13 protein-coding genes are annotated in these 18077 nt (G+C 55.6%); 2 read left to right on the top strand and 11 right to left on the bottom strand.

Features of this window, described 5'->3' with window-relative positions; genetic code table 11:
• Positions 1-9 precede the first annotated feature (9 nt).
• The 11 genes from glgP to ACSIPU_RS21845 all read right to left on the bottom strand — a co-directional run bounded on the left by glgP (position 10) and on the right by ACSIPU_RS21845 (position 16371).
• A complete protein-coding gene (glgP, locus tag ACSIPU_RS21895; RefSeq protein ID WP_004106484.1) occupies positions 10-2457 on the bottom strand; it encodes a glycogen phosphorylase in 2448 nt (815 codons plus the stop codon).
• Positions 2458-2471: 14 nt separating this feature from the next.
• Positions 2472-3905, bottom strand: coding sequence for a glycogen synthase GlgA (gene glgA, locus ACSIPU_RS21890; protein WP_004106486.1), 1434 nt, complete (start codon positions 3903-3905; stop codon positions 2472-2474).
• Entirely contained in the window at positions 3905-5200 is a 1296-nt protein-coding gene (gene glgC / locus ACSIPU_RS21885) for a glucose-1-phosphate adenylyltransferase (protein ID WP_004106488.1), read from the bottom strand. The genes glgA and glgC overlap by 1 nt, the downstream gene beginning before the upstream one ends.
• An 80-nt stretch (positions 5201-5280) precedes the next feature.
• A complete protein-coding gene (gene glgX, locus ACSIPU_RS21880; RefSeq protein WP_004106490.1) occupies positions 5281-7257 on the bottom strand; it encodes a glycogen debranching protein GlgX in 1977 nt (658 codons plus the stop codon).
• A complete protein-coding gene (gene glgB / locus ACSIPU_RS21875; protein WP_004106491.1) occupies positions 7254-9440 on the bottom strand; it encodes a 1,4-alpha-glucan branching enzyme in 2187 nt (728 codons plus the stop codon). Before glgB ends, glgX begins: the two co-directional genes overlap by 4 nt.
• Positions 9441-9688: 248 nt before the next feature.
• Positions 9689-10795, bottom strand: a complete 1107-nt coding sequence (gene asd, locus ACSIPU_RS21870) for an aspartate-semialdehyde dehydrogenase (RefSeq protein ID WP_004106493.1) — start codon at positions 10793-10795, stop codon at positions 9689-9691.
• A 449-nt stretch (positions 10796-11244) separates the two neighbouring features.
• On the bottom strand, positions 11245-12585 hold the full coding sequence (gntU, locus tag ACSIPU_RS21865; protein ID WP_004106495.1) for a gluconate transporter: 1341 nt from the start codon (positions 12583-12585) through the stop codon (positions 11245-11247).
• Entirely contained in the window at positions 12585-13115 is a 531-nt protein-coding gene (gene gntK, locus ACSIPU_RS21860) for a gluconokinase (RefSeq protein WP_004106496.1), read from the bottom strand. Before gntK ends, gntU begins: the two co-directional genes overlap by 1 nt.
• A 181-nt stretch (positions 13116-13296) precedes the next feature.
• Positions 13297-14292: a gluconate operon transcriptional repressor GntR gene (gene gntR, locus ACSIPU_RS21855; protein WP_004106498.1), complete on the bottom strand. Its 996-nt coding sequence runs from the start codon at positions 14290-14292 to the stop codon at positions 13297-13299.
• A 224-nt stretch (positions 14293-14516) separates the two neighbouring features.
• Positions 14517-15212, bottom strand: a complete 696-nt coding sequence (gene yhhW / locus ACSIPU_RS21850; protein WP_004106500.1) for a quercetin 2,3-dioxygenase — start codon at positions 15210-15212, stop codon at positions 14517-14519.
• Positions 15213-15333: 121 nt separating this feature from the next.
• Positions 15334-16371: an oxidoreductase gene (locus ACSIPU_RS21845; protein WP_004106502.1), complete on the bottom strand. Its 1038-nt coding sequence runs from the start codon at positions 16369-16371 to the stop codon at positions 15334-15336.
• Positions 16372-16626: 255 nt separating this feature from the next.
• On the opposite strand from ACSIPU_RS21845, the gene ACSIPU_RS21840 reads away from it, so the two are divergent.
• On the top strand, positions 16627-17286 hold the full coding sequence (locus tag ACSIPU_RS21840; protein ID WP_435322267.1) for a bactofilin family protein: 660 nt from the start codon (positions 16627-16629) through the stop codon (positions 17284-17286).
• 250 nt (positions 17287-17536) lie between these two features.
• Entirely contained in the window at positions 17537-18028 is a 492-nt protein-coding gene (yhhY, locus tag ACSIPU_RS21835) for an N-acetyltransferase (RefSeq protein ID WP_004106504.1), read from the top strand.
• Positions 18029-18077: the final 49 nt, after the last annotated feature.

Here is an 18077-nt window from a genome sequence, read left to right as displayed (position 1 = left end):
GCAACCCCGTTACAGCCTTACCGGATCGATATGCCAGATATGGTCGGCATACTCTTTAATCGTGCGATCGGACGAGAAGTAACCCATATTAGCGATATTCAGCATCGCTTTATTGGCCCACTCCTCCGGATGACGGTACAGCTCATCCACCTTATCCTGACAATCCACGTAGCTACGGTAATCCGCCAGAACCTGATAGTGGTCGCCGAAGTTAATCAGCGAATCCAGCAGGTCGCGGTAACGTCCCGGTTCAGATGGACTAAACAGGCCGGTGCCAATCTGCGTCAGCGCCTGGTGCAGCTCTTCATCCTGCTCGTAGTAATCACGCGGTTTATAGCCATTGGCCCGCAGGGCTTCAACTTGTTCCGCCGTATTACCGAAGATAAAGAAATTATCCGCCCCAACGTGCTCCTGCATCTCAACGTTAGCGCCATCCAGAGTACCAATGGTTAACGCGCCGTTAAGCGCGAACTTCATGTTGCTGGTACCGGACGCCTCCGTCCCTGCCAGAGAGATCTGCTCGGAGAGATCCGCCGCCGGAATGATCAGCTGCGCGAGGCTAACGCTGTAGTTAGGAATAAATACCACTTTCAGCTTATCGCCAACTTCCGGATCGTTATTCACTACCGCCGCGACATCATTAATTAAATGAATAATATGCTTCGCCATATAGTAAGCCGAAGCCGCCTTTCCGGCGAAAATATTCACGCGCGGTACCCACTCAGCGTCAGGATCGGCTTTGATGCGATTGTAGCGAGTGATCACATGCAGCACGTTCATCAACTGACGTTTGTACTCGTGAATACGCTTGATCTGCACATCAAACAGAGCTTTCGGGTTGACGACCACGTTAAGCTGCTGGCCGATGTAGTTCGCCAGCCGCTGCTTGTTTTCCAGCTTGGCCTGGCGTACCGCCTGATTGACCTTCGGATAGTCGATATGCTGCTCCAGCTCCTTCAGCTGACTTAAATCCGTGCGCCAGGTGTGACCGATATTTTCATCCAGCACTTTTGACAACGGCGGATTCGCCAGCGCCAGCCAGCGGCGCGGAGTCACGCCATTCGTGACGTTGGTGAAGCGCATCGGAAAAATTTTGGCAAATTCGGCAAACAGCGACTCAACCATCAGCCGGGAGTGCAGCTCCGACACGCCGTTGACCTTGTGGCTTACCACCACCGCCAGCCACGCCATACGGACGCGACGCCCGTTAGACTCGTCGATAATCGACGTACGACCCAGCATCGCCGTATCGTTGGGATACTGCTCCTGCAGGGTCTTCAGGAAGTAGTCATTAATCTCGAAAATAATCTGCAAATGACGCGGCAGAATTTTACCCAGCATGTCGACGGGCCAGGTCTCCAGCGCTTCGCTCATCAGGGTATGGTTGGTATAAGAGAAGACCTGGCAGGTTACCTCGAACGCCTCATCCCAGCTGAACTTATGCTCGTCAATCAGCAGGCGCATCAGCTCCGGAATCGACAGCACCGGGTGCGTGTCATTGAGATGAATCGCGATTTTATCCGCCAGATTGGCGTAGGTTTTATGCAGCTGGTAGTGGCGGCTGAGGATATCTTGTACCGTCGCCGACACGAGGAAATACTCCTGGCGCAGGCGCAGTTCGCGCCCGGAATAGGTGGAGTCATCCGGATAAAGTACCCGCGACACGTTCTCGGAGTGGTTTTTATCTTCCACCGCCGCGAAGTAGTCGCCCTGATTAAATTTACCGAGGTTAATCTCGCTGCTGGCCTGCGCGCTCCACAGACGCAGCGTATTGGTGGCGTCGGTATCAAAACCCGGGATAATCTGATCGTAGGCTTCAGCAATAATCTCTTCGGTTTCCACCCAGCGTGAATGTTTACCTTCCTGCTGAATGCGGCCGCCGAAACGCACTTTATAGCGCGTATTGTGGCGCTCAAATTCCCACGGGTTACCATACTCCAGCCAGTAATCCGGGGACTCTTTCTGCCGCCCATCGACGATGTTTTGCTTAAACATGCCGTAGTCGTAGCGAATACCGTAGCCACGGCCCGGTAAACCCAGCGCCGCCAGCGAGTCAAGGAAGCAGGCGGCCAGACGCCCCAGGCCGCCGTTGCCCAGGCCCGGGTCATTCTCTTCATCAATCAGCTCTTCAAGATTCAGCCCCATCTCTTCCAGCGCGCTATTCACATCTTCATAAATACCTAGCGATAACAGCGCGTTGGATAAAGTACGGCCAATCAAAAATTCCATCGACAGATAGTATACCTGGCGCACCTCCTGAGAGAGCTGCGCCCGGTTTGAACGTAGCCAGCGCTCAACCATGCGATCGCGAACGGCGAACAGCGTAGCATTAAGCCATTCATGCTTGTTCGCGATAGCCGGATCTTTACCGATAATAAACATCAGTTTATAAGCAATAGAGTGCTTTAACGCCTCAACGCTCAGGGTGGGTGATGAGTAGCTAAAAGGTACATTCATAGCTTTGCTCCTGGTTACAGCAAGCGTTGATAAAGTTCGCGGTAAGAGTTTGCGGCAACCTGCCAGCTAAAATCCATATTCATCGCCTGGCGCTGGACGTAACGCCAGAGCGATGGGCGCGACCACAGGACGAACGTGCGTCGAATGGCCCGCAGCAGCGACACAGCGTTGCTATCTTCAAAAACAAAGCCGGTAGCCAGACCGTCGGCGAGATTCTCCAGCGAGCAGTCGGAAACGGTGTCTGCCAGACCGCCGGTGCGCCGCACCAGCGGTAGCGTGCCGTACTTCAGGCCGTACAGCTGGGTCAAGCCGCACGGTTCAAAACGGCTGGGCACCAGAATCACATCGGCGCCGCCCATAATACGGTGAGAGAATGCCTCATGGTAGCCAATCTGAACGCCGACTTTGCCCGGATGCTCGGCCGCAGCGGCCAGGAAGCCCTCCTGCAGTACCGGATCGCCAGCCCCCAGCAGCGCCAGCTGACCACCCTGCTCCAGCAGGCCCGGCAGCGCCTCCAGCACCAGGTCCAACCCTTTTTGGCTGGTCAAACGGCTAACCACGGCAAACAGCGGCGCTTTATCATCCACCTTCAGCCCCATGGCGATTTGCAGCTGACGTTTGTTCTCAGCCTTCTCTTCCAGCCGATCGCGGTCATAGCGCGCGGCCAGCAGCAGGTCGCTTTCCGGATTCCAGATGTGATCATCCACTCCGTTGAGGATCCCCGAAAGGCGGCCCTCATGCTGTCGCTGGCGCAGCAGCCCTTCCATCCCGTAAGCGAACTGCGGCTCGGTGATTTCGCGGGCATAGGTTGGACTAACCGCCGTAATATGGTCGGCGTAGTAAAGACCCGCCTTCAGGAAGGAGATCTGACCGTTAAATTCGAGGCCATGAACGTTATAGAACGACCAGGGCAGCTCAATGTCGTTCATATGCCACGAGTAGAACATCCCCTGATAGGCCAGGTTATGCACCGTAAAGACTGACTTCGCCGGGTGGCCGCGCGCCGCCAGATAGGCAGGGGTCAGCCCCGCATGCCAGTCGTGGGCGTGAACAACATCGGGACGCCAGAAAGGATCCAGGCCGCAGGCCATCTCGCTGCCTACCCAGCCCAGCAGCGCGAAGCGCAGCACGTTGTCGGTATAGGCATGCTGATTGGTATCGTGGTAAGGGCTCCCCGGACGATCGTAGAGATGCGGAGCATCAATCAGATAGATGCCCACGCCGTTAAAGTGGCCGAACAGTAAAGTGATACGCCCGGCAAACGTCTCCCGGCGCGTTACCACCTGCGCATCCGTCACGCCGCGGCGGATATCAGGAAACGCGGGCAACAGTACGCGCGTGTCAACGCCCCCGGCAATTTGCGCTGCAGGCAGCGCGCCGATCACATCCGCCAGTCCACCGGTTTTTAACAGCGGGAACATCTCTGAACATACATGTAATACCTGCATTAGCGCTCCTGTGGGTACCCCAATTTCCGCAGCATGTCGCGGGTGACCAGCACGATACCTTCCTCCGAGCGGTAGAAACGGCGTGCATCCTCTTCCGCGTTCTCACCAACAACCATACCTTCCGGTATCACGCAGGCACGGTCAATAATGCAGCGACGCAGGCGGCACGAACGGCCAACCCAAACCTCTGGCAGCAAGACTGCCGAATCAATATTACAGAATGAATTCACCCGCACGCGCGGGAACAGCACCGACTGCACAACCACCGAACCGGAGATGATACAGCCGCCGGAGACCAGCGAGTTGAGGGTCATCCCGTGGCTACCCGAGCGGTCCTGAACGAATTTCGCCGGAGGCAGAGGCTCCATATGGGTGCGAATCGGCCAGTTCTGATCGTACATATCCAGTTCCGGGGTCACCGAAGCCAGATCGAGGTTGGCTTTCCAGTACGCTTCCAGGGTCCCGACATCCCGCCAATAGGGCTCAGACTGCGGATCGGACTGCACGCAGGAAAGCGGGAAAGGATGTGCATAAGCCATGCCAGCTTTGGTGATTTTCGGAATGATGTCTTTACCAAAATCGTGGCTGGAGCTTTCATCGCTGTCGTCTTCTTCCAGAAGCTCATAAAGGTAATCCGCGTCAAAGACATAGATACCCATACTCGCCAGCGATTTGCTCGCATCGCCCGGCATCGCCGGAGGGTTAGCCGGTTTTTCGACGAAATCGATAATCTTATCGCTCTCGTCCACCGCCATTACGCCGAACGCCCGTGCTTCTTCAATAGGCACCGGCATACAGGCAACGGTGCAACGCGCGCCTTTTTCGACATGGTCGATAAGCATCCGCGAGTAGTCTTGTTTGTAGATATGGTCGCCGGCGAGGATGACGACATACTCCGCCTTGTAGCGACGAATGATGTCGAGGTTCTGCGTCACCGCGTCCGCGGTGCCGCGATACCAGTTTTCTCCCTGCATCCTTTGCTGGGCGGGCAGCAGGTCAACAAATTCGTTCATCTCTTCATTGAAAAAAGACCAGCCGCGCTGAATATGCTGCACCAGAGTATGCGATTGATACTGGGTGATGACGCCGATACGACGAATACCTGAGTTAATACAGTTAGATAACGCAAAATCGATAATACGGAACTTGCCGCCGAAATGGACAGCAGGTTTCGCGCGTTTATTGGTCAGATCCTTCAGACGGGTACCACGTCCCCCGGCAAGGATCAGCGCAACGGATTTGATCGGCAACTGACGCGCCAGCATCAATGGATCGTTCTTTTCTACCCCAACCATAATTAACTCCTTTTTTACTCCCCAGCTTGCCTGCCCTTCTCGTCGCGCCGCCGCTTCGAGACCAACCGGAAGCCCCGAGGTTACGACCTTTGAAATACGCACACTCCGTGCGCGGGCCCATGCCAGACAGCCATAGTGACCGGATTATCCTCTCCGGCGAAAGGTGGAATGGCGCGCCATTCCCCCGCGGGTAAAACCATCTCTGCCACCTCGGCGGTGGCGTTCAGCGCCATCAGCCAGCGATCGGACAATATGATCTGCATGCGCGGCGCACCGTGCTGCCATTCATCAGCGGACAGCGGCTGAGCATGTTGGTTTAACCAGCGAACGCTGCCGTCTCCCTCCTGCCACCAGCGATTATCGGTTAAAGCCGAAATACGCTGGCGCAGATGAATCAACGCGGCGGTGAACGCGGTCAGCCCGCGGTTAGTATGGTTCCAGTCCAGCCAGGTCAACGCATTGTCCTGACAGTAAGCATTGTTGTTACCATGCTGGCTGTGACCGTGTTCGTCACCCGCCAGCAGCATCGGCGTTCCCTGCGCCAGCAGTAGCGTCGCCAGAAGAGCGTGAACGCTGGCACGGCGCCGCTCAATGACGGCAAGACTCCCTTCTAATCCTTCTATACCATGATTGTTGCTGTAGTTATTGTTAGTCCCATCGCGATTCTCCTCCCCGTTTGCCTCATTGTGTTTCTGATTGAAACAAACGCAGTCGCGCAGGGTGAAACCATCGTGCGCGGTGACCAGGTTAATCGCCGCCGACGGCGCTCTGCCGTTACGCTGGAAAACGTCGCTCGAGGCGGCAAAACGCAGCGCGAAGTCGCCCAGCGAGACGTTCTGCTGTAGCCAGAATCGACGTGCGGTATCGCGGAAATGGTCGTTCCACTCAGCAAACAACGGCGGAAAGTTACCGACCTGGTAGCCCCCGGGACCGATATCCCAGGGCTCGGCAATCAGCTTCACTTCCGCCAGCCGCGGATCGTTACGAATGGCCTCAAACAGCGGCGCATCCTGACGAAACTCCGGCGTCCGCCCCATTACCGAGGCGAGATCGAAACGAAAACCGTCGACGTGGCACTCATCGACCCAAAAGCGCAGACACTGGCGCGCATACTCCACCACCCCGGGATGGCTGAGGTTGAGGGTGTTCCCGCAGCCGGTCCAGTTGTGGTAATCACCGTCTTCCCTGATCCAATAATAGCTACGGTTGTCGATTCCGCGCAGGGAGAAGGTCGGCCCTTCCAGGTCTATCTCCGCGCTATGGTTCAACACCACGTCAAGGATCACTTCAATACCTGCCGCGTGCAGCGCTTTTACCGCATCGCGAAATTCGTTTAACGCCTGCTCCGGCGCGCTGGCGTAGCGCGTATCGAGGGCAAAAATCGCCAGCGGGTTGTAGCCCCAATAGTTGCTTAACCCCATCCTCTGCAGACGCGGTTCGCTGGCGAACTGCGCCACCGGCATTAACTCTAGTGCAGTAATGCCGAGCGTGCGGAAGTATTCGATCATCACCGGATGACCCAGCGCTTTGTAGGTGCCGCGGATCTCTTCCGGCAGCTCAGGGTGCAGCCAGGTCAGCCCCTTGACGTGGGCTTCATAAATCACCGTCTGGCCCCACGGCGTGCGCGGCGGCTTATCGCCGCGCCAGTCATAATGGAGGTCGATTACCCGCGACTTCGGCGCTATTGCCGCGCTATCGCGGTTATCGGGAACGCCATCGCCGCCGTGAAGTCGCTCGTCGTCAGGCAGTCCGCCATCCACCTGGTGGCAGCAGGGATCGAGCAGCAGCTTTGCCGGATTGAAACGGTGCCCCTGCGCCGGGTCCCAGGGGCCGTGGACGCGGTAGCCGTAGCGCAGACCTGGCCCGACATCGGCGAGCCAGCCGTGCCAGATATCGCCGCTGCGTGCGGGCAGGTCGACTCGCCGCTCATTGCCCTGCTCGTCAAACACGCAGAGTTCCACCCGCTCCGCATGGACGGAAAAGAGCGCGAAATTCACGCCCTTACCGTCGTAGCTGGCCCCTAAAGGCGCGGGCTTTCCTGCCGTGAGTGCGATCATTGCGCCTCCCGCACCAGCCATACCGTCGCCAGCGGCGGCAGCGTAATGGAGAGCGAGTGTTCACGACCGTGGCTGGCGATCGGGTCGCTCTCGACGACGCCGCCGTTGCCGGTATTGCTACCGTGGTAGTGCATAGAGTCGGTGTTCAGCTCTTCACGCCAGCGGCCAGGCTGGTTGATGCCAAAGCGATACTCATGGCGCGGCACTGGCGTGAAGTTGCTGGCGACGATAATTTCGTTACCCGCCCTGTCGCGACGAACAAAGATAAAGACCGAGCGCTCGTGGTCGTCCACCACCAGCCATTCAAATCCGTAGGGGTCAAAATCCAGTTCATGCAGCGCTTTATGGTGGCGATAAGTATGGTTGAGATCGCGCACCAGCCGCTGAACGCCGTGGTGCCAGTTATCGCCGCCTTCCAGCAGATGCCAGTCGAGGCTTGTATCGTGGTTCCACTCTCGCCCTTGAGCAAACTCATTGCCCATAAACAGGAGCTTTTTACCGGGGAAGGCAAACAGCCAGCCGTAGTACGCGCGCAGGTTAGCGAACTTCTGCCAGGCATCGCCCGGCATACGGTCGAGAATCGATTTTTTGCCGTGCACGACCTCATCATGAGAGAGCGGCAGGACAAAGTTTTCGGTGTAGTTGTAGAGCATACCGAAGGTCATCTTGTCGTGATGATGTCGGCGATGCACCGGGTCCAGCTTCATATAGTCGAGGGTGTCGTGCATCCAGCCAAGGTTCCACTTGAACCAGAAGCCGAGCCCGCCGGTGGAGGAAGGACGAGACACGCCGGGGAAATCGGTCGACTCTTCCGCCATCGTCACCGCGCCCGGCGTCTGCTCGCCCAGCACGCGGTTGGTATTGCGCAGAAACTCAATGGCTTCAAGGTTTTCCCGACCGCCGAATTCGTTCGGCACCCACTCGCCCTGTTTGCGGCTATAGTCGCGATAAATCATTGATGCCACCGCATCAACCCGCAGCGCGTCAATGCCGAAGCGTTCGATCCAGTACAGCGCATTGCCGACCAGATAATTACTGACCTCGCGACGACCGTAGTTGTAAATCAGGGTGTTCCAGTCCTGGTGGTAGCCTTCGCGCGGGTCGCTATGTTCATACAACGAGGTGCCGTCAAACGAGGCGAGCGCGAAATCATCCGCCGGAAAATGGCCGGGTACCCAGTCCAGAATCACGTTCAGGCCCGCAGCGTGCGCGGCGTTGATAAAGTAGAGGAAATCCTCCCGGGTGCCGAAGCGACGAGTTGGCGCATATAGCCCGGTTGGCTGATAGCCCCAGCTGCCGTCAAACGGATGCTCATTAACCGGTAGTAGTTCAAGATGGGTGAAGCCCATCCATTTGGCATAAGGCACCAGTTGGTCGGCAAGCTCGCGGTAGCTCAGCCAGAAGTTATTATCGGTATGGCGACGCCAGGAGCCGAGGTGCACCTCATAAATCGAGATTGGCGCATCAAACTGGTTAGCCAGCTTGCGCTCCGGCGGCTGCTGGACCTTTTCCGGCAGCCCGCAGATGAGCGAGGCGCTATCCGGGCGCATCTGCGCTTCAAAAGCGTAAGGGTCGGACTTCACCCGCAGGTTGCCGTGGGCATCAATCAGCTCGAATTTATACAGCTGGCCGTTCAGCGCGCCGGGAACGAACAGCTCCCAGATGCCGGACTCTTTACGCAGGCGCATCGGGTGGCGGCGACCATCCCAGTAGTTAAACTGGCCGACGACCGACACCCGACGGGCGTTAGGCGCCCAGACCGAGAAACGCGTGCCGACCACGCCGTCCATAGTATCGGCATGCGCGCCCAACGTTTCATACGGACGCAGGTGCGTGCCTTCCGACAGCAGCCAGACATCCAGATCCTGCAGCAGCGGGCCAAAACGATACGGGTCATCGATCAGATTCTGCTGCCCGTGCCAGGTGACAGCCAACTGATAACGAAAAGGATTTTTACGACGCGGCAGAACGCCGCTAAAGAAACCGCGCGAGTCGAGGCATTCCAGCTTGCCGACTTTGCGTCCGGTTTTTGGTTCAATGACCCACACTTCGGTGGCATCGGGTAATAATGCACGAACTTCCAGCCCGGCGTCGGTGTAATGCATGCCAAGCACGGAAAAAGGATCCGCAAAATGGCCGGCGATAAGCGCATTAATCACGTCCTTATCGATACGATTAGACATGGTTTCATCCTGTTGTAGGTGTCGCCCTTTCCTGTATCTGGCGACTTTTTTTTGACCTGAACGGCGCAGCACGTTACGCGTCCCCCTGCTCCGTCCCACCTTCAGGTAAGGAGACGTCATGACTCCTTACTTAAAGCATAGCCAAGGCTGAGTTACCTCCGTTGGGAAAAATCTAACATTCGCGTTTACTCCTTGTATTACGCAAAAAAAAGGGGTGTTTCAACACCCCTTTTCTCATCTTGTGACGACTACGCCAGCTGTCTTAGCATACGGCGGAGCGGCTCGGCGGCCCCCCACAGTAGCTGGTCACCAACGGTGAACGCCGACAGATACTCCGGCCCCATATTCAGTTTACGCAGGCGCCCCACCGGGGTGGTCAGGGTGCCGGTGACGGCAGCCGGGGTCAGCTCACGCATAGTAATATCACGATCGTTCGGCACCACTTTGGCCCACGGGTTGTGCGCGGCCAGCAGTTCTTCAACGGTCGGAATAGAAACATCTTTTTTCAGCTTGATGGTAAACGCCTGGCTATGGCAGCGCAGCGCGCCAACGCGAACGCACAGGCCGTCTACCGGAATCGGTGAGGCGGTCGCGAGGATTTTGTTAGTCTCCGCCTGGCCTTTCCACTCTTCACGGCTCTGGCCGTTATCCAGCTGTTTGTCGATCCATGGGATCAGGCTGCCCGCCAGAGGAACGCCAAAGTTATCCACCGCCAGTTCGCCGCTGCGGGTCAAAGAGGTGACTTTGCGTTCAATCTCCAGGATTGCGGAAGCCGGATCCGCCAGCTCAGCCGCAACATGGCTGTGCAGCTGGCCCATCTGGGTCAGCAGTTCGCGCATATGACGCGCACCGCCGCCGGAAGCCGCCTGGTAAGTCGCCACGCTCACCCACTCAACCAGATCCTGAGCAAACAGGCCGCCGAGGGACATCAGCATCAGGCTAACGGTACAGTTGCCGCCGACAAAGGTTTTAACGCCGTTGTTCAGACCTGCGGTAATGACATCCTGGTTCACCGGGTCAAGAATAATGATGGCGTCGTCTTTCATGCGCAGCGAAGAGGCGGCGTCAATCCAGTAGCCCTGCCAGCCGCTTTCACGCAGCTTCGGGTAAATATCGTTGGTGTAATCGCCGCCCTGACACGTGACAATAATGTCCAGCGCCTTCAGTGCTTCCAGATCGAATGCATCCTGAAGCGTGCCACCGGTACTGCCACCAAAGGATGGAGCAGGCTGCCCCAACTGGGAGGTGGAGAAAAAAACAGGGCGAATGGCGTCAAAATCGCGCTCTTCTACCATGCGTTGCATGAGGACAGAGCCGACCATTCCGCGCCAGCCGATAAAACCAACATTTTTCATAACGTATTCCTGCGAGGTGTGTGCTGTTTGTTCCAGGCCAGTTTCCTACTGGTTAGTCCTTCACATTACAAAATGCAGCTAAAGTCGCAAGTGAAATTAATCAATGATTGCCAGGCAATCAGTAACGCAGCTAATTTTGCCTGGCGGCCGCCGTCACTGGCACCCCGGAATACCCGAATAATTATCAGGGAATTTAGATTGAGAAGGGAATATTTTCCGCCGCTATTTTATTGATCAAGATTATGGATTACAGCAGAAATTGGGTTGTTTTATTCTTGCGGAGAAGACCGAAAAAACCAGGCGTGGCGTGGGTTTGTGAGCCGTATGACGTTTATCGTATTTCTGATAGTGGCAGATCGGGAGAGGGTTAAAGCTAAAGGTTTTCGATATAAGTCGAGCATGAAATTAACCCGGCATCGCTTCGCTCCGCCGGGTTATCACTTTGGCGTTTAGCTCAACAGCGTAAACGCAATCATACCAACAATCGCCCCGACGGTGCCGAGGATGGTTTCCATCATCGTCCAGGTTTTCAGCGTTTGCGCTTCGGTCGCGCCGGTAAACTTGCCGAACAACCAGAAGCCCGCGTCGTTAACGTGGCTGACCACGATAGAACCGCCGGCGATACAGATAGAGAGCGCCGCCATCTGCGCGCCGCTGTAGTGCAGCTGTTCAATAACCGGCATCACCAGCCCGACTGCCGTCAGGCAGGCAACGGTCGCGGAACCCTGAATAATACGCACCGCCGCCGCCAGCACGAAGCAGGTGATGGCAATCGGCAGGCCCATACCGGTTAACGCTTCACCGAGGGCAGGGCCTACGCCGGAGTCGACCAGCACCTGTTTAAACACCCCGCCCGCACCGATGACCAGCAGGATGATGCCCGCAGGCTGGAGCGCATGACCGCAAATCTCCATCACCCGATCTTTAGCCATTCCCTGACGTACCGCCAGACCATAGATAGCCACCAGGCACGCCACCAGAATCGCGGTAAACGGATGGCCGATAAACTCAAACCATTCGTAAGCGGTAGAACCTTCCGGCACAAAGCGCGCGGCGATGGTTTTCAGGCCAACCAGCACCAGCGGCAGCAGAATCAGCGACAGGCTGAAGCCGAACGACGGCATTTTGCCTTCGCCAAGGTGTGGCTCGCTAATATCGTCCGGAATGTGCAGTTCAACATAGCGGCTGATGAAGTTACCCCACAGCGGCCCGGCAATAATCATCCCCGGGATAGCGGCGCACAGGCCAATCAGGATCATCCAGCCAAAGTCGGCATGCATCTGCGAGGCGAGCAGCATCGGCGCAGGCCCCGGTAGCAGGAACGCGGCCGCGGCGGCTACGCCAGCAAACAGCGGGATCACCAGCTTCACAAGGTTGGTGCCGGTATGGCGCGCCATTGAGAAAGCCACGCTGATCAGCAGCACGATCGCCACTTCAAAAAACAGCGGCAGCGCGCAGATAAGCCCGGCCAGACCTATCGCATAATGGGCGCGATTGTGGCCGAAAGATCTCAGCATCTTAACGGCAATCTGGTCGACCGCGCCGGTTTCATGCAGGATCTTACCAAACATAGCCCCTAACGCGACGACGATAGCCAGAAAACCCAGCGTGCCGCCCATGCCTTTTTCCATCGTCGCCGCGATCTTATCTAACGGCATTCCGGAAAAAAGCCCTGCTCCAATAGAAACCACCATCAAAGCCACGAAGGCATGCATACGCGCCTTCATGACTAAAAACAGCAGCAGCAAAACGGAGCCGACTGCTGTCAAAACAAGCGTTAATGTACTCACTAGTTACTGCCTTTGTTGATCACCTCAATGGTGCTGGCGACCACGCCTTCCAATGACTGGTCGATATCGACGATTAACACATCGCTTTCATCCGCGCCCGGTTCCTGCAGCGTCTCAAACTGCGTAACCAGCATCTGAGTCTTAAAGAAGTGGCCTTTACGCGCCTTCAGACGTTGTTCGATAACCGCAAAATCACCTTTCAGATAGATAAAGGAGAGGTTCGGGTTACCTTTACGCAGGATGTCGCGATAGCTCTTTTTCAACGCGGAGCAGACAATCAGCGACACTTTATTGGTGCGCTGCATAGCAAAGGCGGCATCGTTCAGCGCCTGCAGCCACGGGGTGCGGTCGTCGTCATTTAACGGTTCGCCGGAAGCCATCTTGTTGATATTGCTGCGCGGATGAAGAAAGTCGCCGTCGAGAAACGCGGCGTGCAGTTGATGCGCCACTTCGCTGGCGACAGCGGATTTCCCGCTGCCGGAAACGCCCATCAGGACATAGATGTGGTGATCATGGTTAGTCGTGCTCAAAGCTTCCTCCCACTGGACACATACGCGCAGCCTGGCAGCGTTTAACGGCGTGGAATACTGGCGTACAGATTAATTGTTACGGGTAACTGTTATCGGTAACATTGTCATGCCGGAGTAGTGGAGAAGCAATAACCATTCGTGCCAGATGTGAATATGTGTGATCTACTTCAAATTTGTCAGTTTAAATAGATCCGCCCGGTGACAATGTGAAACCTAAATCTAACATCTTAGGCGTCACCGCTTCACCGCGTATCCGCGCCAGCAGACGTTCAGCGCCAATCCGCCCCATACGCTCACGCGGCGTCAGCACGCTGGCCAGACGCGGCTCCATCACCTGACCAATATCGTGGCCGTGGAAACCGGCAATCGCCATATCGTCAGGGATTTTAAGCCCCAGCCGCTGGCACTCAAACGCTGCGCCGACCGCAAGGTCATCGTTGGTACAGAAAATGCCGTCAAGCTGCGGATATTCGCGACGCGCCTGGCGCATCAGCTCAATTCCCGATGAATAAGAAGAAGACTGCTCAACCATCACGCTGTAGGGCGTCATTCCGGCATCAAGCATCGCTTGCTCATACCCCTTCTGTTTGATGATAGTACGTTCATCAAGACGTGCGCCAAGATAGGCAACGTGACGGTGACCATGATTGATAATCGCCGCGGTCATCTGTCGGGCCGCTTCAAAGTTATCAAAGCCGACGGCGATATCGAGGCACGGCGACTGACTGTCCATCAGCTCCACAACCGGGATACCCGCGACTTCAATCATCTTCAGGGTTCGCGGCGTATGGGTCCGTTCGGTAAGGATCAGGCCGTCAATATTCCAGGAGAGCATCGATTCCAGGCGTTTTTCTTCCATTTCCGGCTTATAGCCGTAGTGCGCCAGCATAGTCTGATAGCCGAAAGAGTCGGTTACGCTTTCAATACCGCGCAGCACTTCCGAGAAGACCTGGTTAGTTAACGAGGGCAGCAGCACGCCAATGGCGCGGCTGGTCGCATTAGAGAGGATATCAGGGGCGCGATTAGGAATATAACCCAGTTCATCGAGAGCAACGGCAATCTTGCCACGCAGCGCTTCGGAAACCTGTTCCGGGTTACGTAAATAGCGACTGACCGTCATTTTGGTCACGCCGACAAGATCGGCTACATCCTGAAGTACGGGTCTTTTCTTTTTCATCGTCCTGACTGTGATAAACGGGAGACATTTTCTCAGTTTATCACGGACAAAGCCCAACCTTCCCGGAGAAAAGAGGGCTAACAGATTAATTTAGAGTGGATACGCAAAATCATTCAAGTTGCATTGAGGCGGCAACGCAACGAACCCCCGGAAGCGTACAAGGGGTACGCGACCGGGGTGAGTGAGGAGAGCCAACAAAAATGCGGCTTGAAGGATGACGCGTATCAGACTGGCGGCAGATCGAACAGCAGTATCTCGCTATCGCCGTCAGCATGCACGGAAATCGCCTGCTCGTCCCAAATGGCCAGGCCATCGCTGGTGGTGGCCTTCGTTCCGTTGATGGTGACTTCACCTTTCACCACCTGGATCCACACCCGGCGTTCGGCGGCAATCTGATGCACCGACTGCTCATCTTTCAGCAGGGCCCAGCGGTACAGTTCCATATCCTGGTACACTTTCAGCGAGCCTTCGCGAGCATCCGGCGACAGCACCAGCTGTTTGCCCTGAACGGCGTCAAAGCGGCGCTGTTCGTAGCGCGGAGTGATGCCATTTTTTTCCGGCATAATCCAGATCTGGTACAGATGCAGTTTTTCCGTGGCGCTTGGGTTGTACTCAGAGTGACGAATACCGGTACCCGCGCTCATGATCTGAAACTCACCCGCCGGAACCTGCTCTTTGTTACCCATGCTGTCCTGATGCTCCACGGCCCCTTCCAGCACGTAGGTCAGAATTTCCATATCTTTATGCGGATGGGTACCGAAGCCCTGGCCTGCGTCGATCACGTCATCGTTGATAACCCGCAGCGCCGAGAAGCCCATAAAGTTAGGATCGTAATAGTTCGCGAAAGAGAAAGTATGCCAGGAATCCAGCCAGCCGTGGTTAGCGTGGCCGCGTTCGTTAGCTTTGCGTAAGTAGATCATGTTGCACCCCCATATGTTTTCGATGGGATAAGTGTGGACCCAATCCCCTGGCGATCATAGAGGGTGAAAATTGACTCCTCTGTTCAAAAAATATGAACAAGCACAGAGGAGCCGGAGTTGCTTATCCTGCAAGGGTTATAGTGGCGGGAGACGGCTGCTCAAAGCCGCGTTCAAGGATCTCGATATTCGTGAGAACCTCAGATTCCTTGACGAAATTAGGCTGGCCGTTAACGAGGGTTTCATACAGCGAATCATAGACGCGGCCATAGTCGCCGGTTTCAAGCGGAACCTCTTCCCGTACGGTTTCCCCTGCTTCATTGACGTACTCCAGCAGGCCCAACGTATCGTCCGCGCCGAATCCTGGCTCACCGGGCATGATATTCGCCTTCAGGCTGGTCTCCTGCTGGTCGATACCGTATTTAATAAATGACCCTTTATGACCATGGACGATGAATTTTGGGTAGGGCAGCTTCACCAGATGGCTGGATTTAACAATCGCTTTCAGATTGCCGTAGAACAGCTGGGCCTCAAAAGTATCGTCCGGGTTGGCCTGGTTGCGCAGGCTACGAATGTCGTAAGACACATGATCCGGGCGGCCAAACAGAGCAATAATTTGGTCCATGGTATGGACCCCCAGACCATAGAACGTCCCATCCTGCGGCAGGCCAGGCTTTCCACCATCTATCGGGCGATAGTTATCGAAATGGTTTTCAATCTCGACGAGCTCCCCCAGTTTGCCGCTCTCAATGACTTTCTTCGTGGTCAGAAAGCAGGAGTCAAAGCGGCGGTTCTGGTACGGAGTGACCGTCAGCCCTTTGCTTTTCGCCAGCGCGAATAGCGTCTTCGCCTCGTCCAGAGTCGGCGTAAAAGGCTTTTCGACCAGCACATTTTTACCCGCCTCCAGCGCCCGTTTGGCATAGTCAAAATGGCTGTCCGCGTGGGTACACACGATCACCAGCTTGACCTGCGGGTCGTTAAGCACTTCATCGAGATCGCTGGTGAAGTGGATGTGCGAATACTGCGGCGCCTGCTCCTCCGGCCTGGCGCTGCGGCGGAAGATATGCGCCACATGCCAGCGGTCTTTTCGGTGCAAAACATAGGGAAGATGGTAGCGGGTGGTACTTTTGCCGAATCCAATAAATGCGCAGTGTAAAGTCATAACGCTGTCCTTAGTTAATATCGCTGCTATTAACCATAGCGCAAGCCAGCAGCGAACTTAAACCCTACATTCAGAGGGGTATATTCTGAAATGTTAAATTTACCGTTCAAAATGATTGACCCCGCAGACTAATTTCTGGATAAGAGAAACCCTCAGGAAGAGAACATTTTTTATCCAGCGCGCTGGCGGTTAGTAAGCCACATCGTCCTTCTCTTTTCCAACCCACGATGACTAAGGAGTAGCCATCTCATTCGCATGGAAAGCAAGTACTTAGCCATAAATAGCGCTCTTCTCTTCTGGCTGCTTGGCCTGCTGGCATGGTGCTTCGAATCCACGTACATGGCCTTGTTATCTGGTTCTTTCTCCCTGTCATCCTTCGTTTTTCATTTTCAATACCATCGGGTTAACCATATGTTTAAAAAGAATAAAACTATCGACGTTACGCCACAGCCAGCCAGCGTACCCGCGCCGGTCAACGACAAAGTCACCTCTGCGGCCAGGAAGCCGGATACCACGGTCATCGCCAGCGGCATGCGCTTTGAAGGAAACATTATTGCGGCGGGTAATGTCGATATCTACGGCATGGTGAGCGGCGATATCGACGCGAAAGAGAACCAAATTAAGATCATGACCGGCGGCCTGCTGGAGGGAAACATTACCTGCCGCGAACTGGTTATTGACGGCTGCGTCATCGGCCAGTGCAGTAGCGATACCATTGAAATCGATAAAAACGGTAACGTCACCGGAACGCTGGCCTACCGTACGCTGGCCATTAAAAAGGGCGGCGTGTTTTCCGGCCAGGCAGAAGTGCTGCCGCCGGTCGCGGAAAAGAACAACGTGGTGGGATTCATCACAGATACCGCGGTAGAAACGAAAGAGAGAGCGGAAGCGCATACTGCCGAAGCGGCGCAGTAACCCACATCCGGGCGCAGGCTGAAAAAAAGCAAAAAAAAAAGCCAGCACCCGGCTGGCTAAAGTAATACTGGAAGCAATGTGAGCAATGTCGTGCTTTCAGGCTTTCCGCAAGGGTCTCCCTGAACGCAAAGCAATAATAATCATTCTCATTCGCACTTGTCCACCTCTTTTTGCAAAAAATAGTCGTTGATCCCTCTTTTAAAGTCAGTGATGTTTAGAAGGACGATTAACCCATCAAGGAAAATGAAGAATGAGCGACATAGTGATACGCCATGCCGAAGCCAAAGATTACGACGCAATCCGTCAGATCCATGCTCAGCCGGAGGTATATCGCAATACGCTACAGGTTCCTCATCCTTCCAGCCATATGTGGCACGAGCGACTAACCGACCGACCGGGCGTCAAACAGCTGGTCGCCAGCATAGATGACCAGGTCGTGGGACACCTCGCCATTGAGGTTATCCAGCGCCCGCGCCGGAGCCACGTCGCCGATTTCGGCATTTGCGTGGATTCACGATGGCACAATCGCGGCGTTGCCAGTGAGCTGATTCGCACCATGATCGACATGTGCGACAACTGGCTCCGCGTTGACCGTATTGAGTTGACGGTGTTTGTGGATAACGCTCCCGCGGTTGCGGTATATCAGAAATTAGGCTTTGAAATTGAAGGGACGGGGAGAAAGTATGCCCTGCGCAACGGCGAATATGTCGATGCCTACTTTATGGCGCGGCTGAAGGGGTGAAGCTCAACTAACCCTCTCCCGGCAGGGAGAGGGTTAGTTGAGGGTAAAC

The sequence above is a fragment of the Klebsiella sp. HN106 genome (assembly GCF_051209435.1).
Classification (GTDB): Bacteria; Pseudomonadota; Gammaproteobacteria; order Enterobacterales; family Enterobacteriaceae; genus Klebsiella; species Klebsiella oxytoca.
Note: the sequence above shows the minus strand (reverse complement) of the source record. Positions and strands in the feature narration are given on the sequence as shown.